The organism is Yoonia sp. SDW83-1 (assembly GCF_046762885.1).
In the GTDB taxonomy this organism is placed as follows: domain Bacteria; phylum Pseudomonadota; class Alphaproteobacteria; order Rhodobacterales; family Rhodobacteraceae; genus Yoonia.
In genome coordinates this window covers 263,972-285,696 of record NZ_JBKQXO010000005.1, presented here as the reverse complement: position 1 = coordinate 285,696, position 21,725 = coordinate 263,972, and the positions used below count along the sequence as shown (strand labels likewise).

General features: G+C 59.6%; 20 protein-coding genes and 1 tRNA gene. 13 read left to right on the top strand and 8 right to left on the bottom strand.

Annotated elements, in window-relative coordinates; translation table 11 throughout:
* Positions 1-2 precede the first annotated feature (2 nt).
* Positions 3-79, top strand: a tRNA-Asp gene (locus ACFWW4_RS09030).
* Positions 80-165: 86 nt separating this feature from the next.
* On the top strand, positions 166-561 hold the full coding sequence (locus tag ACFWW4_RS09025) for a hypothetical protein (protein WP_411890527.1): 396 nt from the start codon (positions 166-168) through the stop codon (positions 559-561).
* 10 nt (positions 562-571) lie between these two features.
* Here the strand turns inward: ACFWW4_RS09025 and ACFWW4_RS09020 are convergent, their stop codons facing one another.
* On the bottom strand, positions 572-1,954 hold the full coding sequence (locus tag ACFWW4_RS09020; RefSeq protein ID WP_411890526.1) for a M20/M25/M40 family metallo-hydrolase: 1,383 nt from the start codon (positions 1,952-1,954) through the stop codon (positions 572-574).
* A gap of 139 nt (positions 1,955-2,093) precedes the next feature.
* Here ACFWW4_RS09020 and ACFWW4_RS09015 point away from each other — a divergent pair, with 139 nt between their 5' ends.
* The 4 genes from ACFWW4_RS09015 (at position 2,094) to ispG (ending at position 6,760) form a co-directional block, all read left to right on the top strand.
* The gene (locus ACFWW4_RS09015) at positions 2,094-2,846 is read left to right on the top strand and encodes a hypothetical protein (RefSeq protein WP_411890525.1); all 753 of its coding nucleotides are present in this window, start codon (positions 2,094-2,096) and stop codon (positions 2,844-2,846) included.
* Between the two features lie 177 nt (positions 2,847-3,023).
* The gene (hemA, locus tag ACFWW4_RS09010) at positions 3,024-4,247 is read left to right on the top strand and encodes a 5-aminolevulinate synthase (RefSeq protein WP_411890524.1); all 1,224 of its coding nucleotides are present in this window, start codon (positions 3,024-3,026) and stop codon (positions 4,245-4,247) included.
* 113 nt (positions 4,248-4,360) lie between these two features.
* A complete protein-coding gene (locus tag ACFWW4_RS09005; RefSeq protein ID WP_411890523.1) occupies positions 4,361-5,554 on the top strand; it encodes a helix-turn-helix domain-containing protein in 1,194 nt (397 codons plus the stop codon).
* Positions 5,555-5,632: 78 nt separating this feature from the next.
* Positions 5,633-6,760, top strand: a complete 1,128-nt coding sequence (ispG, locus tag ACFWW4_RS09000; protein WP_411890522.1) for a flavodoxin-dependent (E)-4-hydroxy-3-methylbut-2-enyl-diphosphate synthase — start codon at positions 5,633-5,635, stop codon at positions 6,758-6,760.
* 72 nt (positions 6,761-6,832) lie between these two features.
* Here the strand turns inward: ispG and ACFWW4_RS08995 are convergent, their stop codons facing one another.
* Positions 6,833-7,816 carry a hypothetical protein gene (locus tag ACFWW4_RS08995; RefSeq protein ID WP_411890521.1) on the bottom strand — a complete coding sequence of 328 codons (984 nt, stop codon included), beginning with the start codon at positions 7,814-7,816 and terminating at the stop codon, positions 6,833-6,835.
* A 28-nt stretch (positions 7,817-7,844) separates the two neighbouring features.
* Positions 7,845-8,588, bottom strand: a complete 744-nt coding sequence (locus ACFWW4_RS08990; protein ID WP_411890520.1) for a DsbA family protein — start codon at positions 8,586-8,588, stop codon at positions 7,845-7,847.
* A gap of 118 nt (positions 8,589-8,706) precedes the next feature.
* Here ACFWW4_RS08990 and ACFWW4_RS08985 point away from each other — a divergent pair, with 118 nt between their 5' ends.
* Together ACFWW4_RS08985 and ACFWW4_RS08980 are read left to right on the top strand one after the other, a co-directional pair.
* Positions 8,707-9,852 (top strand): pyridoxal phosphate-dependent aminotransferase, encoded by a 1,146-nt coding sequence (locus ACFWW4_RS08985; RefSeq protein ID WP_411890519.1) that lies wholly within the window; start codon positions 8,707-8,709, stop codon positions 9,850-9,852.
* Positions 9,849-10,991, top strand: coding sequence for an N-acetylmuramoyl-L-alanine amidase (locus ACFWW4_RS08980; protein WP_411890518.1), 1,143 nt, complete (start codon positions 9,849-9,851; stop codon positions 10,989-10,991). The genes ACFWW4_RS08985 and ACFWW4_RS08980 overlap by 4 nt, the downstream gene beginning before the upstream one ends.
* On the opposite strand, the gene ACFWW4_RS08975 is transcribed toward ACFWW4_RS08980, so the two are convergent.
* A complete protein-coding gene (locus ACFWW4_RS08975; protein WP_411890517.1) occupies positions 10,988-11,746 on the bottom strand; it encodes a class I SAM-dependent methyltransferase in 759 nt (252 codons plus the stop codon). The two genes, ACFWW4_RS08980 and ACFWW4_RS08975, sit on opposite strands and share 4 nt — an antisense overlap.
* A 9-nt stretch (positions 11,747-11,755) precedes the next feature.
* On the opposite strand from ACFWW4_RS08975, the gene ACFWW4_RS08970 reads away from it, so the two are divergent.
* From ACFWW4_RS08970 to ACFWW4_RS08950, 5 genes are all read left to right on the top strand, one after another.
* Positions 11,756-14,275, top strand: a complete 2,520-nt coding sequence (locus tag ACFWW4_RS08970; RefSeq protein ID WP_411890516.1) for a penicillin-binding protein 1A — start codon at positions 11,756-11,758, stop codon at positions 14,273-14,275.
* 70 nt (positions 14,276-14,345) lie between these two features.
* Positions 14,346-15,470, top strand: a complete 1,125-nt coding sequence (gene prfB, locus ACFWW4_RS08965) for a peptide chain release factor 2 (RefSeq protein ID WP_411890515.1) — start codon at positions 14,346-14,348, stop codon at positions 15,468-15,470.
* Positions 15,471-15,506: 36 nt separating this feature from the next.
* Positions 15,507-16,880 (top strand): amidase, encoded by a 1,374-nt coding sequence (locus ACFWW4_RS08960; protein ID WP_411890514.1) that lies wholly within the window; start codon positions 15,507-15,509, stop codon positions 16,878-16,880.
* Positions 16,867-17,640: a DUF2189 domain-containing protein gene (locus tag ACFWW4_RS08955; protein ID WP_411890513.1), complete on the top strand. Its 774-nt coding sequence runs from the start codon at positions 16,867-16,869 to the stop codon at positions 17,638-17,640. Before ACFWW4_RS08960 ends, ACFWW4_RS08955 begins: the two co-directional genes overlap by 14 nt.
* Positions 17,641-17,759: 119 nt before the next feature.
* Positions 17,760-18,362: a LysE family translocator gene (locus tag ACFWW4_RS08950; protein ID WP_411890512.1), complete on the top strand. Its 603-nt coding sequence runs from the start codon at positions 17,760-17,762 to the stop codon at positions 18,360-18,362.
* A 72-nt stretch (positions 18,363-18,434) separates the two neighbouring features.
* Here ACFWW4_RS08950 and ACFWW4_RS08945 read toward each other — a convergent pair whose 3' ends face one another.
* The 4 genes from ACFWW4_RS08945 to bcp all read right to left on the bottom strand — a co-directional run bounded on the left by ACFWW4_RS08945 (position 18,435) and on the right by bcp (position 21,679).
* Complete coding sequence (locus ACFWW4_RS08945; RefSeq protein WP_411890511.1) at positions 18,435-18,935, bottom strand: bactofilin family protein; 501 nt, start codon at positions 18,933-18,935, stop codon at positions 18,435-18,437.
* Positions 18,925-20,232 (bottom strand): DUF5930 domain-containing protein, encoded by a 1,308-nt coding sequence (locus ACFWW4_RS08940; protein ID WP_393928717.1) that lies wholly within the window; start codon positions 20,230-20,232, stop codon positions 18,925-18,927. The genes ACFWW4_RS08945 and ACFWW4_RS08940 overlap by 11 nt, the downstream gene beginning before the upstream one ends.
* A gap of 170 nt (positions 20,233-20,402) precedes the next feature.
* Positions 20,403-21,200, bottom strand: coding sequence for a ferritin-like domain-containing protein (locus ACFWW4_RS08935; protein ID WP_411890542.1), 798 nt, complete (start codon positions 21,198-21,200; stop codon positions 20,403-20,405).
* An 11-nt stretch (positions 21,201-21,211) separates the two neighbouring features.
* Positions 21,212-21,679 carry a thioredoxin-dependent thiol peroxidase gene (gene bcp / locus ACFWW4_RS08930; protein WP_411890510.1) on the bottom strand — a complete coding sequence of 156 codons (468 nt, stop codon included), beginning with the start codon at positions 21,677-21,679 and terminating at the stop codon, positions 21,212-21,214.
* Between the last annotated feature and the right edge of the window lie 46 nt (positions 21,680-21,725).

Here is a 21,725-nt window from a genome sequence, read left to right as displayed (position 1 = left end):
GCGCGGTTGTAGCTCAGTTGGTTAGAGTACCGGCCTGTCACGCCGGGGGTCGCGGGTTCGAGCCCCGTCAACCGCGCCATTTCTCCAATTCATCCTGTACGGATTTCGTGGAAATCCCACGATGTGTATACTGCCTCCATTGATTTCAGTTTTTTGGAGGTGGCTATGAAACGCTTCATTCTCATTTTTTCGATCATTCTTGGCTTTGGTAATGCTGCGACGGCGCAGGTCACGCAGGTGCGCTATGTCTGCGATATCGAAGGGCAGCAGGGGTGGCTGCGCGCAACGCTTGAAACGATTGGCGGGACAGGCATTGTCGGCAGCGTGAATGGCGATATTTCCGTCATCGGCGGGCAGGGCAGCAACACATGGGTCACTGGAGACCTGCAGACGCCGACGGCCTATTACACCTTTTCCGGCGAAAACCAGTTTGCCGATTTCACCGATACAGCGAGCGGTGCCCGGTTCCGGGTGGAATGGGTGCCACAGGCCGGCGGGCTGATCATTGTCGTGAATCCATTTGGTCAGGCGGTTCGATATTATTGTCAGCAATCGCGATAGCTGGTGGTCGTTATTCGGTGCTGTCCGTCATTGCGTGCAGGATGCGTGCCCAGCTTCTGATCCCTTTATGAAAAGACGACAGGTCATATTTTTCGTTGGGTGAGTGGATCTGGTCGTCGTCCTTGCCGAAGCCGATCAGCATGGCGTCCATGTTCAGGATGTCCTTGAAATGCCCCGCGATGGGGATGGAGCCGCCGCAGCCGACATAAGCCGCCGCGTTGGGCCATTCGTCGGAGAGCGCCTTGCGCGCCTGATCGAAGGCGGGGTGGGTGGTGGTCATTTGCCCAGCGGCGCTGGCCCCGTGGTCGCTGAATGCGGCTGAGCAGTCGGGTGGCAGCATGTCCTGCACCATCTTGCGGAAGTTTTCGCGGATTTTCAGCGGGTCTTGGGTGCCGACCAGGCGGAAGCTGATTTTGGCATGCGCTTCGCTGGGTAGGACGGTTTTGAAGCCGTCGCCGGTATAGCCGGACCACATCCCGTTGACCTCGCATGTAGGCCGCGACCAGAGCATTTCGAGCGGCCGCCGCCCTTGTTCGCCGGCGGGTTCGGAGAGCCCGACTTCGCCCAGGAAGTGTTTTTCGTCGAATTTCAGGTCGTCCCATGCGGCAGCGAGTTCGTTGGAGAGTTCGGGCACGCCGTCGTAGAAATCAGGTACGGTGATCCGTCCTGTGTCGTCATGCAGGCTGGCGATGATCCGGGCCAGCACCCGTGCCGGGTTCATGGCGAGGCCGCCATACATGCCCGAATGCAGGTCCTTGTTGGGGCCGGTGATGGTCAGTTCCTCGCCCAGCAGCCCGCGTAGCTGCGTGATGATGGCCGGTGTGCTGTCGCCGTAAAGCCCGGTGTCGCAGATCAGGGCGATGTCGGCGGTCAGTTCATCGGCGTTTCCTTCCATGAAGGGGGTGAGGGAGGGGGAGCCTGATTCCTCTTCCCCTTCAAAGAAGATGGTGATGTTGGCGGGGAGTTTCCCATGTTCGGCTTTCCAGGCGCGGCAGGCCTCCACGAAGGTCATCAGTTGCCCTTTGTCGTCGGATGAGCCGCGCCCCCGGATGACCTTGCCGTTGGCGGTGTCTTCGATTTGCGGATCAAACGGGTCCCGGTCCCAGAGGTTCAAGGGGTCCACCGGTTGCACGTCGTAATGCCCGTAGAAGAGGATATGCGGCCCGTCGCCACCGGAATGCGCCACGACCATGGGGTGCCCCGGTGTGGGCCGTTTGGAGGCGTTAAACCCGATGGATTGCAGGTCAGCGACCAGCCAGTCCGCCGCCTGATCGCATTTATCCTTGTAGGCCGGGTCGGTTGAGATGGACGGGATGCGCAGCAAGTCCAGCAGCCGGTCGGTGGCGTGCGGCAGGTCGGCGTCAATGCGGGCGAGGACGGGGTCGAGTGTCATGGGTCACCTGTTTGGTCTGATTTGCGCGCAGGGTGGCAGGATTGCCGCGAGGGTCAATCCAAAAGGCGTGGCAGCTTTGCCAAGCCGTGATGCTCTGCTACGTCTGACGCCCAAGGGAAGGCCGCAGGGGGAACGGGACATGTGGCAAGAATACTGGGACATCTGGGTTTATGACGTCTTTGGCGGGCGAGAACGTCTGGCTTTTGCGATAGCGTTTGGCATTGTTGGTGGGGTGCTGGTTGGTCTGCTGAAACCATTCTTTCGCAACAATACCGAAAATCTGCAAAAACGATTCCTTGAAGAGCGGCGCGCCAATGTCGCCGCCCGTCTTGGGCCCGGCGCCACGGCGGCAGAGATTGATGCCGAGATCGCGCGTCAGATCGAACGCGACCGGCAGGAGGCCTTGGGCGTTCCCGAGATTATGGTGCGGCATGCCGCGCGGCCTGCAAATGCCGCATATTACGCGACTGTGCGCGATTTTGCCCAAACAAAGCGAGAGGCGGGTGACGTGCTGCTTGAGCCTGAGGGGTTCGCCATTGGACCACTCGCCCTAGCAGAGACCATGCTGGGTGATCAGGGCCTTGCGCATCTAGACAGCTTTGGTGAGACGCCGCCATTTCGCGGCTGGGAACTGCGTCAGGCGATGGAGCAGATTGGGTTGCCTGAAATGGGTCAAACCCTGGAAAAAGCTGTGGGCATCCATCTGCATCGGTACCAACTGATTAGCGATATGATGGCCACCGGCATGCCGATCGCGCAAGCACAGACCCATCCGGATTTACCAGGTTACGATGATTTGGAAGCAGAGCTTGCCCGGTACGGTGGGCAGGCACGGCTGCGCGAGGCTGCTGATGCCTACTTTGAAGCGGTTTATCCGTGGGCTGGGGGGTAGGGCATCCCTGACTTGATCCAGATCATGGCTGGCGTAGTGTGGTTGTCACATTTTGATGACGCAGGGCGACAGTTTGTAGCGTATTGCCCGTGGGGATTTGACCCTATATGACCATTAGAACGATTCAAAGTTTGGCTCTGTGGGGCTGTCTTTGTAACGAGGAAGAAGGAATACCCAGTGGATTATACCGCCCAACTGGATGCCGCGATTGCCCGTTTGCATGACGAAGGCCGCTATCGGACATTTATCGATATCGAGCGCAAGCGCGGCCAGTTTCCCCATGCCACATGGCGCAAGCCTGACGGCTCCGAACAGCCGGTGACGGTGTGGTGCGGTAATGACTATCTGGGTATGGGCCAGCACCCCGTTGTTCTGGCAGCGATGCATGAGGCGATTGATGCCACTGGCGCTGGTTCGGGTGGGACCCGCAACATTTCCGGCACGACCGTTTATCACAAGCGGTTGGAAGCAGAACTGGCTGATCTGCATCGCAAGGAAGCCGCGTTGCTGTTCACCAGCGCCTATATCGCCAATGACGCCACGTTAAGTACGCTGCCCAAGCTGTTCCCCGGACTGATTATTTATTCCGATGCGCTGAACCATGCATCGATGATCGAAGGCGTCCGTCGCAATGGCGGGGCAAAGCGGATTTTCCGCCATAACGATCTGGACCATCTGCGTGAGCTTCTGGAAGCCGATGATCCCGCCGCGCCCAAACTGATCGCGTTCGAGTCGATTTATTCGATGGATGGCGATTTTGGGCCGATCAAAGAGATCTGCGATCTGGCGGATGAGTTTGTTGCGCTGACTTACATTGATGAGGTGCATGCGGTGGGCATGTATGGCCCGCGCGGGGCCGGCGTGGCCGAGCGTGATGGGCTGATGGGCCGGATTGATATCATCAATGGGACCCTGGCCAAGGCATATGGTGTGATGGGTGGCTATATCGCCGCATCTGCAAAAATGTGTGATGCGATAAGGTCTTATGCGCCGGGCTTTATCTTTACCACGTCGCTGCCGCCTGCTGTCGCGGCGGGTGCTGCGGCCTCTGTTGCCCATCTGAAAACGGATCAGGCGTTGCGCGCGCAACATCAGACACAAGCGAAGATCCTCAAGCTGCGTTTGAAGGGGCTTGGCCTGCCGATCATTGACCATGGCAGCCATATCGTGCCGCTGATTGTGGGTGATCCCGTGCATACCAAGCAATTGTCGGACATGCTGCTGACCGACTACGGCATCTATGTTCAGCCGATCAATTTCCCCACTGTACCGCGCGGAACAGAGCGTCTGCGCTTTACCCCGTCGCCGGTTCATGGGCCGCGCGAAATGGACGCGTTGGTGGGGGCATTGGATGGTCTTTGGTCACACTGTGCGCTTAATCGTGCTGATCTGGCCGGTTAACACTTTTTCACGATGTGCATGATCCCTGTGGATATGTTATTGGTTTCACAGGTATTCACGACGATTTGATTCGGTTTGCGGGTGCCTGGGGGCAGTAAGCGACGGGACAGTCGATGATCGGGAAGAGCTTCAGGCGCGATGACGCAGCTGATGGCGGGCAGGCCAAAGGGTTTGACGACTACGAGCTTCGTTTGGGCGACGTTATGCGCGGCGAACGCGCAACGATGGGCAAGAGCCTGCTGGATGTTCAGCGCGAGCTGAAGATCAAGGCCTCTTATATTGCGGCGATTGAAAACGCCGATCCTTCTGCTTTTGATACTCCAGGGTTTATCGCGGGTTACGTGCGCTCTTATGCACGTTACCTGAACATGGACCCTGATGAGACCTTTGCCACCTTTTGCAAGGAAAGCGGGTTTGCCACGGCGCATGGGATGTCGGCGCAGGCGTCGTCGCTGAAGCCGAAATCGGGTGAACCAGCTGTTGGGCCCTTGGGCAAAAACATCTTTTCCGAATCCTCGACCCCCTTCATTCCGGCGGGTGAGGCCGTGCTGTCGCAGATCGAACCGCGCGCCATCGGGTCCGTTCTGGTGCTGATCGCGTTAATCGGTGGTTTGGGCTACGGTGGCTGGACCGTTCTGCAGGAAGTGCAGAAGGTGCAGTTTGCCCCGGTCGAGCAGACACCGGTTGTCGTGTCTGATCTGGATCCGCTTGCCGGGGCCTCAAACGCTATACAAACAAGCGATGCGCTGGCCGGGTTTGATGCCCCGTCCGCCGAGGCACTGGATCGTCTTTATCGTCCGCAGGCGCTGGATGTGCCGGTTCTGGTCGCCCGCGATGCGCCGATTTCCACACTGGCCCCGGGCAGCATTGGCGCGCTGGTGCCAGAGGTGCGCACCGAGCCTGCGGTGAATTTTGCGAATGCCGCGTTGCCTGAACGTGCCGCCCCACCGGTGCAGGTGGTTGAACCGCCGGTGCCGGAGGTACAGTTGGTTGCTGTCCGTCCGGCTTGGGTCCGTGTGCGCGCGGCTGATGGCACGGTGATCTTTGAAGGTGTCATGGAGCCGGGCCAGAACTTTGTCGTGCCAGCGACCGAGGAGCCCGCGACGCTGCGTGTGGGTGAAAGCGGGGCGATGTATTTCGCGGTGAACGGCGTGCATTACGGTCCTGTGGGCGACCGCGGTGTGGTGACGTCAAATGTCAGCCTGACGCCGGAAAGCCTGACCGCTGCATATACCGTGGCAGACCTGACCGCTGACGATGATCTGGCCGAGATCGTGAATGTCGCCGAAGTGCAGGCGGACGAATAATCGCACTTGGGCCGACTTGCTGCCTGTCCCATTGCTGACTAGGTTGGCGGCATACCCATTGCAGTCGGAACTGACCTGATGTCCCTGAACCATATCCGTCCTTGGCGGAATATCTATCGCCGGAAATCCCGTCAGATCATGGTCGGAAACGTGCCTGTCGGCGGGGATGCGCCGATTACCGTGCAGACGATGACCAATACCCTGACCACTGATGTGAAGGTCACGATTGCGCAGGTGCAGGCGGCGGCTGATGCGGGTGCGGATATCGTGCGGATTTCGGTGCCTGATGAGGCGTCGAGTGCGGCGCTGAAGCAGATTGTTCCCGAAGTGTCCGTGCCGATCGTGGCGGATATACATTTTCACTATAAGCGCGGGGTCGAGGCGGCCGAGGCGGGTGCAGCCTGCCTGCGCATCAATCCGGGCAATATCGGCGATGAGAAGCGGGTGAAGGAGGTCATCAAGGCCGCCCGGGATCATAATTGCTCGATCCGCATCGGCGTGAATGCCGGGTCCCTGGAAAAGCATCTGCTGGATAAGTACGGCGAGCCTTGTCCGGATGCGATGGTGGAAAGTGGTCTGGATCATATTAAGATTCTGCAGGACAATGATTTCCACGAATTCAAGATTTCCTGTAAAGCGTCGGATGTGTTCATGGCTGCCGCTGCCTATCAGCAATTGGCCGAGGCGACCGATGCACCCATCCATCTGGGGATTACCGAGGCGGGCGGCCTGACATCGGGTACGATCAAATCGGCCATTGGTTTGGGCAATCTGTTGTGGATGGGGATCGGTGATACGATCCGCGTCAGCCTGTCCGCCGATCCGGTGGAAGAGGTGAAGGTGGGCTATGAGATCCTGAAATCGCTGGGTTTACGTCATCGTGGTGTGAACATCATTTCCTGCCCGTCCTGTGCCCGACAGGGGTTTGACGTGATCAAGACGGTCGAGGCGCTGGAAAAGCGTCTGGAACATATCAAGACACCGATGTCGCTGTCGATCATCGGTTGCGTGGTCAATGGGCCGGGTGAGGCGCTGATGACCGATGTCGGTTTCACCGGCGGCGGGGCCGGGTCGGGCATGGTCTATCTGGCAGGCAAGCAGAGCCACAAGCAGTCGAACGATGATATGATCGAACATATCGTTGAGCAGGTGGAAAAGAAGGCGGCGGAAATCGAGGCAGCGAGTGCTGTGGAGGCGGCAGAGTAGGATGGGTCAAGACCCATCTTACGACACGGTAATGCTCCGGCAAGCAAATGGTACTACGATGTAAGATAGGTTTCAGCCCATCGCAGCTTGTGGATAGGCTTGCAGGACACGCATTGCCATGAGCGTCACCCAGCGGCTGGGTTTTCGCGGCGCCTCCATCGTGAAGAACACTTGGCCCGGTTGGGCCGCCATACGGCGCCATTGTCCGTCACGGGTCCGCTTCTTGATGATTTCGTCTAATGCGTCGGCCATGCGCGTGTCGTAAGGGTGGCCCACGCTTTGGAAATAGTCGAGCGCACGCAGGATGTTGTAGCGCCAATAGGCCGGGACGGCGAATGTCAGGAAAGCAGGGTGGATGATCCGCCCTGTCCGGTCGGATTTGTAGAGCCTGTGTATCAGCAGGAACTCTTGGGCCGTTTTGGCGGCCTCCTGCAACGCTGCGTTTTGATGCTGATAGCCATTTTTCAGGTAGCTTTTGATCCCTTCCAGAACTGACAAGGTTGAATGCACCGAGCTGTGATGCGCGCCGGACCGGTTGCGCATGCAGTTGAAGCCGCCGTCATGCATTCGTTCGGCCAGCAGGAAATCCACTACCGATGTCAGCTGTGATTGGGGCGCCCTGAAATGGCTGGCGTAGTTCAGATACATGCCATTGACGCAAACATCGCTTTTGTTGAGCCCGCGGGACGTGCCAATCCCGCCGTCACCGGCGATCATCATAGGTGCGATTTCGGCGACGGTTTTTCGTATCTTCGCGTGATCGGACGGGAAGCCCAGATTGCACAATGTCAGCAAGGTGTAGTGTGTGCTGGTCCATTTTGGCTGATAGAAATCCCTGCCCCACGTCCCGTCCGCATTGCGGTGGTCGAGGAATTGCTTGCCCCATCCATCAGTGGCGATCCTTGCCTTTAGTGCGGGATCATCAACGCCCTGCAGGTCCCGCCGCGTCTGGTAGCGGATAGCAGCGTCGCCGGTGTTGAGCCAATCAAGAAGGGCTGCATGATCCATGCCGCCCTTGTTCACAAAAACGGATGCGGCGGCATTGATATCGGTCAATGCTTTGTATTAGCGGCTGTGTCGCCAGCTATTCGCTGCGCAGTTCGGCAAGCAGTTCTTCCATCTCGGCGAGTGGCACGAAGCCCCGCACCATCTGGTCATCAAAGACGAAGGTTGGTGTGCCGCTGATTTGTAGTTGCTGCGCCAGGGCGCGGTTTTTGGAGAGGATTTCTGTGACTATCGGGTCGTCCATCCGGGCGTTGATGGCTGCCGTATCAAGGCCAAGCGTATCCCCTAATCGTGTGAGGCTTTGCGCTGAGATATCGCCTCGGAATTCCATCAAGGTGTTGTGGACGTCCTTATAGGCCTCGTCCCCCGCGACCAGTTGCGTGGCAATGGCAAAGCGTGACGCCAGCACTGATTGTTCGCCCAGGATCGGGAACTCCTTGATCACGTAGCGGATATTGGCGTCGCTCGCGACAAGTGCTTCGATTTCAGGGAAGGCCCGTTTGCAGAAGCCGCAGCGGTAATCCATGAACTCGACCACGGTGATGTCGCCGTCCGGGTTGCCGCCCACAAAGGAATGCCCGTCGTTGAACAGATCATCGGCGAAGGTCTGCGCCATGAGCGTATCGTTCTGCTGTTGCGCCAGCTCTTCGCGCGCGCGCAAGACTGTGATGGCCTCGGCAATCACCTCGGGGTTTTCCAGAAGATAGGTGCGTATTTCGGCCTGAAATTGCGCCCGCTCCTCATCGCTCATCGCGTCCAGATCAAGGGCTGCCAGCGGGCTGGCGAGGGCGAGTGTCAGGGGCAGGGCGAGGCGGAGTTTCATGGGTGGCTCCTTGCGGGATGGGTCGCCCCGTCAGACCACATCCGCCGGAAATTGCCAAGGTGCATTGACGTCACATGCCGGTGAGGGGCAAACAGGCGTCAAAGAAATGAGGCAGCAGATGCGACACGCGACAAGGGGCGAGGTGGATCCGTTTATCGTGATGGATGTGATGGAGGCCGCCCGTCAGGCCGAGGAGGCGGGCCGTCATATCATCCATATGGAGGTAGGCCAGCCCGGCACCGGTGCCCCCGCTGCCGCGCGCGCGCGATTGGCGGAGGAACTGAGCGAGCCGTTGGGGTATACTGTCGGTCTGGGCCTGCCTGCCTTGCGCGCCCGCATCGCTGCCCATTATGCCGATTGGTACGGTGTCGATCTGGACCCGGCCCGCGTTGTCATCACCAGTGGCGCATCGGGGGCGTTTCTGCTGGCGTTTTCGGCCCTGTTCGACAATGCCGAGCGGGTGGGGTTGGGCACACCCTGCTATCCGTCCTATCGCCAGATTTTGAAGGCCGTGGGTCTGACACCGGTCGATATTCCCACCACTTTTGCACAACGGTTTCAGCCTTTGCCGGGTGATGTGGCCGCCCATGATCTTGCGGGGTTGATCGTGGCATCGCCTGCCAATCCCACAGGCACGATGCTGGACCGGGATGCGCTGGCGGCACTGGCTGGTGCCTGTCAGGCGCGTGATGCTGCGCTGATTTCGGACGAGATTTATCATGGCATTGATTACGACGCGCAGCCTGTGACCGCCTTGCAGGTCACGGATGAGGTCTATGTCGTCAATTCGTTTTCCAAGTATTTTTCGATGACGGGCTGGCGTGTCGGCTGGATGGTGGTCCCGTCTGATCATGTCCGCCGGGTGGAGCGGTTGGCGCAGAATATGTTCATCTGCGCCCCGCATGCCTCGCAGCGGCTGGCGTTGCATGCGATGGATTGCCCGGATGAGCTGGAGGCGAACAAGGCGGTGTATGCCGCCAATCGCGCTTTGATGATTGACGGGCTGAAGGCCGCCGGGCTGGACCGGTTCGCGCCACCGGATGGCGCGTTTTATGTCTATGTCGATGTGTCGGCCTATACGGATGATGCCCGGGCCTTTGCCGCCGAGATACTCGATCAGGCGGGGGTGGCGGTGACACCTGGCCTCGATTTCGATGCGGCCCGTGGCCATCGCTGGTTGCGGTTTTCCTATGCCCGGTCAACAGATGATATTCGCGAAGGGCTGGAGCGGCTGGCCACATTTATGGCGGCGCGGCGGGCATGATCCGGCTGGTGGCGATACTGCTGTTCTGCGCGTCATCGGTCTGGGCGGAGGTCCGGATTGATCCCGCCCGCAGCGTGGTGCGTGATGGCTGGTGGAGCCTGCGGGTTGAGCTGGTGTTGAGTGATGTCACGCCGTATCGGGTTTACACGCTGGATGATCCGCGCCGCCTGGTTCTGGAGTTTGAGGGGTTGGGTGGAGATGGCGTTGACCTGTCTGGCGTGCTGGAGCCGGGGCGGGCGACCAACCTGCGATTGGAGTCGATGCCGGATGGCTGGTCGCGGCTGGTTGTCACGTTGGCAGAGCCGATGGCCGTGGCAGAGGCGGGCATGCTGACCGTGCCGCAGGGCGCGGATTTGACGATTGTTATGGAGCGGAGTTCGGTCGCGGCGTTTGCAGCGTCAGCGCGCAGTTCTGGCCTGAAGGCGGACGCGAACCTGCCGGAGGAAGGAGTGCTTGATGCCGGGTTTGTCGTGGCCATTGATCCGGGCCATGGCGGCATTGATCCGGGGGCGGATCGGGGCGGTGTGCAGGAGGCGCCGCTGATGCTGCAACTGGCCCGCGAAGTGGCCGCAGCGCTGGCGGATATGGAGGGTGTGCAGGTGGTCCTGACACGCGAGGCGGATGATTTCGTGTCGCTGGACCGCCGGATCAGCCTTGCCCGGACAGCCGGCGCAGATCTGTTGATTTCGCTTCATGCCGATGCATTGGAAGAGGACGAGGCGCAGGGCGCGTCTGTCTATACACTGGGCAAGGATGGCGGCGATGCGGCGTCGCGACGGATGGTAGAGCGGCATGAGCGGGTGGACTTGCTGGAAGGTGTCGATCTGACCGGGCAGGGGGATCAGGTGGCGACCGTGCTGTTGGATGTCGCCCGGCGGGATACGGGGCCCGAAGGCCAGCGCTTTGCCGATTTGCTGGTGCAACAGATGCGGGATCGTGGCGTGCGTTTAAACGCGCGGCCCCGCAGAGAGGGGCAGTTCGCCGTGCTGTCGGCGGCTGATTTTCCCAGTGTGCTGGTTGAGGCAGGGTTTCTGTCGAATGCTCGTGACCGCGAGCGCCTGCTGGATGCCGAAGGCCGGTCGCCGCTGGTTCGGGCGATTGCTGATGCCGTGGCGGCTTTCGCCGCCCATGAGGGCTAGGCCCTGCGGAACTGGGCGAGCCAGATCGTGTGGCCGCCGCATGTGGGATCCTCTGGCACGAAACGCAGGACCTTGAATCCGTTTTCGGACAAGAGCGCGCGATAGTCGTCAGGCGCCAGCGACGCATGGTAAATCGGTGCGCCAGCGACCTCTCCAATCGCTTCGCCGGCTATATGCCCGGAGGTGAACATCAAGGCAGCGCCAGGTGCTGCGTGGGCGGCGAATGTGGTGAACATGGCGTGCTGGTCGTCGGCGGAAAGGTGAAAGAAACTGTTCCAGGCCAGCAAAGCGTCGAATTGCCGGTCGAGTTTCAGACCCCGCATATCTGTCTTGATCGCTTCGGCGCCCCGCACGTTTTCGGGATAAAGCGCCGTCATGCAATCGGTGGCATCAACGCCGGTCAACTGTGCGCCGCGTTCTGCCAGATAGCTGCCAATGGGTTTGCCCGAACCGCAGCCGATATCAAGAACCCGGACCACCCCGGTATCGCGGGGTGCGGCGGCCAGCATCCGGTCCAGCCAGGCCTTTTCCATCAGGTTGCGGTTGCGTTGTCGGGCCCATTCGGCCCCCACACGCTCGTAGGTCGGGATGACATCTTGTGCTTTCATGCCGCTGAACTGACCCGGATCATGATCCGTTTCAAGGGGGTTTGAAAAAGTGATCGGTGGCGTGGCGTCTTCTGGCCGAAAGCGACATTTGGCCTTTTGACCATTGCGGGTGGGCCGCGTATAAGCAGAGCAGATCATCAAGGACATCTGACCGTCGTGTTGCGCTTTATCCTCAATTTCTTTGGCGGCATTTTTACGCTGCTGACCCTTGGCACGATCATGGGCGCGCTGACCCTTGGCGGCATTTTTTATATGTATGGCCGTGACCTGCCGAGTTACGAGACATTGTCGCAATACACCCCCAAGACGATCAGCCGGATCTATTCCGGCGAAGGCCGGATCATTGATGAATTCGCGGTCGAGCGCCGGTTGTTTACCCCAGCCGAGGAGATCCCGGATATCGTCAAGCAGGCCTTTATTTCGGCTGAGGACAAGAATTTCTATACCCATGCTGGCTATGATCCGATGGGCATGTTGTCTGCCTTTGTCGATGCGGTGCAGTCGCGGGGGGAAGATGTGCGCGGTGCGTCGACCATCACCCAGCAGGTGATGAAGAACTTTTTGCTGGATGGCTCCCGGTCGGCGGAACGCAAGATCAAAGAGATCATCCTGGCGGCTCGGATCGAAGGCGCGATGCCCAAGGAGCGTATTCTTGAGCTTTACCTGAACGAGATTTTTCTGGGTCAGAACAGTTATGGTGTGACAGCTGCGGCGCTGACCTATTTCAACAAACCGCTGAGTGCGCTGACCCCCGGTGAGGCTGCCTATCTGGCGTCGCTTCCCAAAGCCCCGAGCAACCGCCACCCGGTGAATGATCGAGATACAGCCCTTTTCTGGCGCAACAATACACTGCGCCTGATGTATCAAAACGGCTATATTGATCTGGCGACCTATAATGCAGAGCGTGAAGCACCGCTTTTGTCAGTGCAGGGTGGCGATTATCCCAGCTTCCGCGAAAACCTGCCGGATCGCGATTACTTCACCGATGAAATTCGCCGCCAGCTGAGCCAGAACTTTGGCCAGGAAGAGTTCTTTTCCGGCGGGCTGTCGATCCGCGCGACGGTTGATCCCGAATTGCAAGTTTCTGCGGCGCAATCCCTGCAGCAGGCCTTGGAAGAGTTTGACCGCAGCACGGCGGAATGGCGAGGGACCGGCAAGACAATTCCCGAAGATGCTTTGGCAGATGAGGCCACATGGCGCGCCGCCCTAAGCGAAGTCGATGTGGCCCGTGACGTTGAACTGGGCAACAAGTGGTATCCGGCTGTTGTGCTGGAAGTGACCGAGAACCAGTTGCGTATTGGTATCGAAGGGCTGCTGGACACCGACGCCGAGCCGCAGGTTATCCCGCGTGAGGATATTCAGTGGATGCGTGGCGATTTCTTTGAAAATTTCACCCCCGGCGATGTCGTCCATGTCCGCAAGATGACGCAGGACAGCGATGGCGCCTTTATCCGCTGGACATTGCGGCAGGTGCCCGAAGTGCAGGGCGGGTTCATGGCGATGGATGTCAACACCGGCCGTGTCATCGCGATGCAGGGTGGTTTCAGCTATCAACATTCGGTGTTCAACCGTGCTACGCAGGCGCAGCGTCAGCCCGGTTCATCGTTCAAGCCCTTTGTTTATGCCGCCGCACTGGACAGTGGCTATTCGCCTGCAACCATCGTTGTCGACGCCCCGATTGAGATCAACACGCCGCAAGGGACGTGGCGCCCCAAGAACGCGTCGAACCAGTTTTACGGCCCGACCCCGCTGCGCACCGGCGTCGAACGGTCGCGGAACCTGATGACTATTCGTCTGGCGCAGGAGATCGGGATTGATACCGTTGGCCGGTATGCCGAACGCTTTGGCGTGTATCAGGACATGAACCGGGTGCTTGCCGCCTCGCTTGGCTCGGACGAGACGACCCTGTTCAAGATGGTCGCCGCCTATGCGATGTTCGCCAATGGCGGCGAGCGGGTGGAGCCCACCTTGGTGGACCGCGTACAGGACCGTTTTGGCAACACCGTTTATCGCCATGACCAGCGCATTTGCGAAGATTGCACGGATGCGAACCTGCCTGCCGGGGAAGCCCCGCGCATCACGTCAAACCGCGACCGGGTGATGAATGAGATCACGGCCTATCAGCTGACTTCCATGATGCAGGGTGTGGTGGATCGCGGCACCGCCCGCAGTGCCATCAATCTGCCGGTGCCGATTGCAGGCAAGACCGGTACGACCAACGACGCCAAGGATGTCTGGTTTGTTGGCTTTTCGTCCAATATCGTCGCCGGTTGCTATATTGGTTATGACACGCCACGCACGCTGGGCCGTGGTGCCTCTGGCGGCGGGATTTGTGGCCCTGTGTTCAACCGCTTCATGACCGATGCCATCGAAAAATTCGGTGGTGGTCGTTTTGCGGTGCCCGAAAGCTGCCAGTTCATCAATATTGACCGGTTCAGCGGGGCGCGTCTGCCTGATGGTGCATCGGGTGACAATGTGATTGCCGAATGCTTCCGCCCTGGCGAGGAGCCGCTGTTTGGCATCATGTTTGATGGTGGGTTCGCGATGGCAGCTGACCTGCCGTTGTTTGATGAAGTGCCGCGCACTGGCCGTCAGGTGACCACATCGACCGGCAGCACCGCAACGGTTGGACCGAAGGCCACATTTGGCACCTTGTCATCGGGCGGGCTGTACTGACCGAAGCCTGCTTGCTGCGGTTCAAAACCCGCGTTATGACCCCCTGATCAGTTCAGTCCAAAGGTGCCCCATGCGCGCAGAAATCCAGAATACCGTGGAGGCGATTGAGAAGTCGCTGGCCCTGCTTGCCCAGCGGATGGATCGTGAAACCGCGCCGCATCGGCTGGAAGAATTCAATGCCCGTGTCGAGGACCCCACCTTGTGGGATGATCCCGAGGCGGCCCAGAAGCTGATGCGCGACCGCCAGATGCTGGTGGATGCGATGGCCAATTACGACAGCATCAATCAGGAACTGTCAGACAATCGCGAACTGATTGAGCTGGGCGAGATGGAAGACGATGCCGAGGTTGTGGCCGAGGCGGAAGCGGCCCTCGTCAAGCTGAAGGACAAGGCTGCCCAGAAAGAGCTGGAGGCGCTGCTGGATGGTGAGGCCGATGGCAATGACACGTTTCTGGAGATCAATGCTGGCGCCGGTGGGACAGAGTCCTGCGACTGGGCCAACATGCTGGCGCGCATGTATGTCCGCTGGGCCGAAAAGAAGGGGTATAAGGTCGAGCTGCAGTCAGAGCAGGCGGGTGATGAGGCCGGGATCAAATCCGCCAGCTACAAGATCAGTGGCCATAACGCCTATGGCTGGCTGAAATCGGAAAGCGGTGTGCATCGATTGGTGCGGATTTCGCCGTTTGACAGTGCAGCCAAGCGCCACACGTCGTTTACGTCGGTCAAGGTGTATCCGGTCGTCGATGACAATATCGAGATCGAGGTGAACCCGGCGGATATTCGTATTGATACCTATCGGTCCTCGGGTGCCGGTGGCCAGCACGTCAACACCACCGATTCCGCCGTGCGGATCACCCACCACCCAACGGGCATCGTGGTGACAAGTTCCGAAAAATCCCAGCACCAGAACCGCGATATCGCCATGAAGGCGCTGAAATCGCGTTTGTACCAGATCGAGTTGGATAAACGCTCTGCCCTTGTCAATGAGGCGCATGAAAGCGCGGGTGATGCAGGATGGGGCAACCAGATCAGGTCTTATGTGCTGCAACCCTACCAGATGGTGAAGGACCTGCGAACGAGTTACGAGACATCCGACACCAAGGGTGTTCTGGATGGCGATCTGGATGGTCTCATGGCCGCAACGCTGGCGATGGATATGTCCGGCAAGGGCCGGGAAGCCGCGAACGCCGAATAGCTTGCCAATCCCGTCCTGCCGGGATTGGATGTCGGCATGGGAGAGTTTCTGGAATGGGATGCGTATCGACTGTCTGCCGCAATCGCGGCGGGGCAGATCACAGCCGTTGAACTGATGCGCGCGACGCTGGATCGTGTGGCGCTGGTGAACCCATCGGTGAACGCCATCGTATCCTTACGCCCAGAGGCGGAGCTGATGGCCGAAGCGCGGGCAGCGGATATGGTTCCTGCCAAGGGTCCGCTGCACGGGATGCCGATGGCGGTGAAGGATCTGGCCAATGTGGCGGGGTTGCCGACCTCGATGGGATCGCCCCTGTTTGCGGGCAAGCCTGCGCCGACGAGCGACATCATGGTGCAGCGGATGCAGGATGCGGGCGCCATCATCATCGGCAAGACCAATACGCCGGAATTCGGATTGGGCAGTCACACTTACAATCCGGTGTTCGGGGCGACTCAGAACGCGTTGCTGCCGGGCTGTACGGCTGGTGGATCGTCGGGTGGGGCTGCAGTGGCGTTGGCGACGCGTATGGTCTGTCTGGCGGATGGATCGGATATGATGGGCAGTCTGCGCAATCCTGCGGGTTGGAACGGTGTTTACGGGATGCGGCCCACATGGGGGCCGGTCCCGGCAGAGCCTGTGGGTGATATGTTTTTGCACCAGCTATCCACCAATGGCCCCATGGCCCGCTGTCCGCGTGATGTAGCGATGCTGCTGGATGTGCAGGCGGGCGCTGATCCCCGCCAGCCCTTTGGGTTGCCGGATGAGCCGTTCATGGACCATGTGCAGGCGGATGTGGCCGGACGCCGGATTGCCTGGCTGGGTGACTGGGGTGGCGCCTATCCGATGGAGGCGGGTGTGCTGGAGGCTTGTGCCGAAGGGGTTGCCCGGTTCGCGGATGCGGGGTGCGTGGTTGAGGAGGTGTCGCCGCCTTTTGATGCTGCTGCGTTGTGGGAGGCGTGGATCACGCTGCGGTCCTGGGCCGTCGCGGCGAAGTTGGGCCCGATCTATGATCAACCGGCGATGCGCGATCAGTTGAAACCGGAGGCGGTGTGGGAGGTGGAGCGTGGGCGCGCCCTGTCGGGGGCGGAAATCCAGCGCGCCAGTGCGATCCGGTCGGACTGGTTCCGGGCTGTGGTCAGATTGTTTGATGAATATGATGCGTTTGTCCTGCCTACCGCGCAATGCTGGCCGTTTCCGGTGGACTGGGATTGGCCCAAGGAAGTGGGTGGCGTGATGATGGAGACCTATCACCGCTGGATGGAAGTGGTCGTGCCTGTCAGCCTGATCGGGTTGCCATGCCTCGCCGTGCCGATGACCGGACCGCGCCCGATGGGCTTGCAAATTGCCGGGCGTCCGCGCGATGATATCGGTGTGCTGCAATTGGGGGAGGCTTGGCATGGCATCAGCTGACACAATGAGCGGCGGGGCCGCGCGGCCCGAGATCCAAGTTTTGCACCTTGCGGATATCGGTGCGGTGCTGCGCGCCGGGCTGGCCGATTTCCGGCGTGCGCCGCAGTTCGGCCTGTTTTTCAGCGCGGTCTATGTGCTTGGCGGGTTCTTCATGCTGTGGCTGGGGGCAGGGCATGTGACATGGACCTTGGCGACCTCGCTGGGCTTTCCGCTGCTGGCACCCTTTGCGGCGGCGGGGCTGTACGAAGTCAGCCGCAGGATGGAGAAGGATCAGCCATTGGAGTGGGGTGGTGTGCTGGGCATCGTCTGGGCCGAACGCACACGCCAATTGCCGTGGCTGGGCGCGATCATTGTGATCTACTTCCTGTTCTGGACCTTTCTGGCCCATATGCTGTTTGCCCTGTTCATGGGGCTTTCGACGATGACCAATGTGTCGGAAAGCTGGGATGTGTTTTTCACAGTTAACGGGCTGATGATGATTGGGGTCGAACTGGTGGTGGGGGCGGTGCTGGCGTTCTTGCTGTTCTCATTGACGGTTGTGAGCCTGCCCTTGGTGCTGGACCGCGAGGTGGATTTTGTTACCGCCATGCTGGTTAGCATGCAGACAGTGCGGGCCAACCTGCTTGTGATGCTGGTCTGGGCAGTGCTGATTGCGGTGTTGACCCTGCTGGCGCTGCTGCCGTGGTTTCTGGGATTGATGATCGTGTTGCCGGTGCTGGGGCATGCAACATGGCACCTGTACCGAAAGGCATTGGCCTGATTTTGCACCTTCTTCTGCTGATTTCTTAGTTATGTTGATCGCAGGTGGATCAGTGGCGGGGGCTGTGTGTTGACATTCGCTGGGTGCATTCCACTGTGGAACGCAAAACGGAGTGTTCCATGGAGTTTTCACATCTTGTCGCGTTTAACGTGGCGCTGATTGCCGCCATTGTCAGCCCGGGTCCGGCGCTGCTGGTTGCGATCAGGACGACATTGAGTTCAGGCAGGCAGTCAGGTGTGATAATCGGCCTCGGTTTGGCGATGGTTGCGTCACTGTGGACGCTTGCCGCCCTTCTTGGGCTTGAGGCGATCTTTGTCTTGTTTCCGTGGGCCTATACGCTGGTCAAGACGCTGGGTGCTGCATATCTGATCTACATCGCCTATGGCATGTGGGTCGGCGCGCGTGACCCGATCAAGTCTACCGACGCCAAGGCCGGCAACGCGTTCTGGCGGGGTGTGATGATCAATATCCTGAACCCGAAATCCGTGCTGTTTGCGGCGGCGGTTCTGGTTGTCATCTTTCCGCCGGGCATGACGATGGCCGAGAACGCGCTTGTCGTTGTCAATCATCTGGCTGTCGAGACCATGTTCTATACCGGGCTTGCCTTTGCCATGAGCAGTGTCGCCGTCAGCAGGGCATATATGCGGGCAAGGCTGTATATTGACCGTTTTGCAGCCTGTGTGTTGGGCGGCTTGGGTTTGCGGCTGTTGTTCAGCAGGTAAGCGCCGTTGCAGGCAGACACACGAAGAAGGGCGCCACGAGGGCGCCCTTTCTAAACCGGATTGGTCACCTGATCAGCTTTTGGGCTTATCAGCAGATGCCGCGGCAGGTGCTGAAGCCGGTGCCGCAGTCGTTGGCATTTTCTTGGCACCTGTTGCCAGCGGATCGTCCTGACGCTGCACGGAGCCTTCGAAATGGGCGCCGCTTTCGATGGCGATTGTTTTGTGGATGATGTCGCCCTCGACCCGTGCGGTCGATGTCAGGCGGACCTTGAGGCCGCGCACACGGCCTACGACGCGGCCATTGACCACAACATCGTCAGCAACGACTTCGCCCTTCACCGTGGCGCCTTCGCCGACGGTCAGGAGGTGTGCGCGCACGTCGCCTTCGACCTGGCCTTCGACATTCACGTCACCGGTTGTCTTGATGTTACCGGTGATCAGCAGATCGGCAGAAAGTACCGATGCAGGCGGCTTGGCTGCTGGGGCACCTGTTTTGGCTGGTGCGGTTTTGGCAGCTTCCGCATTGTCGGCCGCTTTTGGGCCGGGTTCGTTGATTTTGGATTTAGAAAACATTTTGTCCCGCTCTTATATAGATCATTGGGTTGACTGGCTCGCCCCCAACGCGAACCTCGTAGTGAAGGTGTGGTCCTGTTGACCGTCCGGAATTGCCCATAGCACCAATTCGCTCGCCACGCGAGACTCTTTGACCCACGGTGACATCCATGGAGTTCAAGTGTGCGTATCTTGTCTCAATTCCGAATTCGTGCCGGATCTTGATCAGGCGTCCATAACCTGATGACCAGCCAGCATGGGTTACAACGCCATCCGCGGTCGAATAGATCGGCGTGCCGATCGGGCCGGCAAAGTCGGTGCCCGAATGCATCCGCCCCCAGCGCGGCCCAAAGCCGGATGTGAAGCGGAAGTTCGATTTGACCGGGATCGAGAACGGGGCCTTTTCGGCGGCAATCCGGTAGAGGTTGATCCGGTCCATGGAGGTCAGGATGGCGTTTGCCCGCAATGCATCGGGGTCCGGCGTGCCGCCGCGTGTCGAGAATTGCAGCGGTGTCAGCGGCCCGCCGGTGCCTGAATAGCCGCGCCGCACCTGACTGATCAGGTTTTCAGGGTTCATGCCAGCGGCCCGGAACATCTCATCCAGAGGTTCGACCGAGACCAGCATCGCCTCTTCCAGTTGGCGGAAGATCTGGTCGTTGCGTTCCTGCAGCAGGCGCAGTTCCAGTTCCATTTCCTGCGCATGGTCGATGGCGAATTCGGCATCAGCCGCGATCATGTCGCGTTCGGCGGCGGTTTCGGCCAGGGCGTTTGCCAGTAGATCGACGGTGCCTGCCGCATCTTCGCTGAGTGCTGCGACGGTGGGTCCGTCGGTTTCGGCGGTCAGTTCGGCCAGTTGGTCGCGCACTTCTTCACGGGCGCGCATGGTGTCGCGCAATGTGGCCTGCACGACCTCAAGCCCGGTTTCCAGTTCGCGCCGCTTTTCTTCGGTGGCCAGAAGTTCCGATTGCATGATCGAAATCTGTTGCAGCGCGGAATTGAACCGTTCCTGTGCCGCCAGCGCCTCGGCCGCGCGCATGTCCCGTTCGGACGAAAGCGCATTGAGCCGCTGTTCATAGGTCATCTGGTCGCGTTGTGCCTGCGCGCGGAAGTTACCGGCGCCGATGCTGTCCATCAAAAGGATCGCTGTGGCAACGATTGTCCAGGCGACAACGATGGTACATCCTGTCCAGCCCACCAGCTGTGTTTCCGGTGTCAGCCGAATGAACCGTGTTTCGGTGTCAGAGCGCAGAAAGAGACGTCTTTCTGGAAACACCCGTTCCAATAGCGCGTGAATTCTTACTGTAAGTCGTGATCGCACGATGCGTTTCCCGTCCCGTCCCATTTAAACCGGTCCCCCAACCGGTGTCGTCATACTCTGTTAGACAGACAGACCAGGTGCTGCAAGATTTTTGAGCAGCAGTGGGGGATTTGCGCTGTCCACGCCCCGTTTGCGCGGGCTTTTGCCGATCTTTCGCGGCTTTGTTGTGTCTAAACTTTGGCTTTCGCGGCAAGCGGCCAATAAAAGTCCGGTGGTATCCCCGCCTCGGCCCGTTTTTCTTCGTTGAAGGGTGGTTTGAGACCGCCGTGAAAGTATTTGCGCACGAGGTCGTGGAAGACCCCGGTGGGGTCCAGGTCGTGCCGCCCGCACAGGAAATGGAACCATTTGGAGCCATAGGCGACGTGGTGAACCTCTTCTGCGTAGATCACTTCGAGCGCTTCGACGGCCTGGGTCAGTTTGGCCTGTTTGAAGATCTTGATCATGCCGGGGGTCACGTCCAGCCCGCGTGCCTCAAGCACCATCGGCACCACGGCCAGCCGCCCCATCAGATCGTCAGCGGTGTCTTCGGCGGCCCGCCACATGCCCGCATGGGCGGGCAGGGCGCCATAATGGCTGCCAAGTGCTTCAAGGCAGTCGCACATCAGGTTGAAGTGTTTTGATTCTTCGTCCGCCGCCTTGACCCAGTCGTCGTAGAAGCCAATCGGCAGTGTGGTGTCGGTGAAGCGCGCGATGATGTCCCAATGCAGGTCGACTGCGTTCAGTTCGATATGGGCGACGGCGTGCAAAAGTGCTGTGCGCCCCGCCTCTGACCCCGGTTTGCGATGGGGAACATCGCGCGGGTCCAAAAGGTCCGGCTTGGCGGGGCGTGACGGGCGCGCGGGTGGTTTGGCTTGGCCGATGGCCGGGGTCTGGCCTGCGTGCCGTGCCGCCTGCCACTCCGCCGCGTATTTGCGCGACAGGGCTGTTTTTTCGCGGCCATCGGCGGTGGTCAGCACCGCGACGGCCATTTCCGCCAGTGTCACAGCGCGCGGACCGCATCAAGCACCGCGTCCACATGGCCGGGGACTTTTACCTTGCGCCAGACCTGCATGATTTTGCCGTCGGCACCAATCAGAAAGGTCGCCCGTTCGATGCCCATATATTTCTTGCCATACATGTTCTTTTCGACCCAGACGCCATAGCGTTCGCATACATCGCCTTCTTCATCGGACAGCAAGGCGATCTTCAGCTCGTGTTTCGCGATGAATTTGTCGTGCTTTTTCACACTGTCCTTGGAGACACCGAGGATCACGGTATTCAAACCATCGAAGGCGGCGACATTGTCAGTAAAGCCAATCGCCTCTTTGGTGCAGCCGGGCGTGTCGTCCTTGGGGTAGAAATACAGCACGACGTTCTTGCCACTGAAATCTGACAATTTCACAATTTCGCCTCCGTCGCGTGGCAGGCTGATGTCGGGGGCGGTGTCACCCACGGCGGGATTTGTCATTTGGGCATCCTTTTGCAGTAACGCGTTTTCGTGGTTTTGTTTTAGC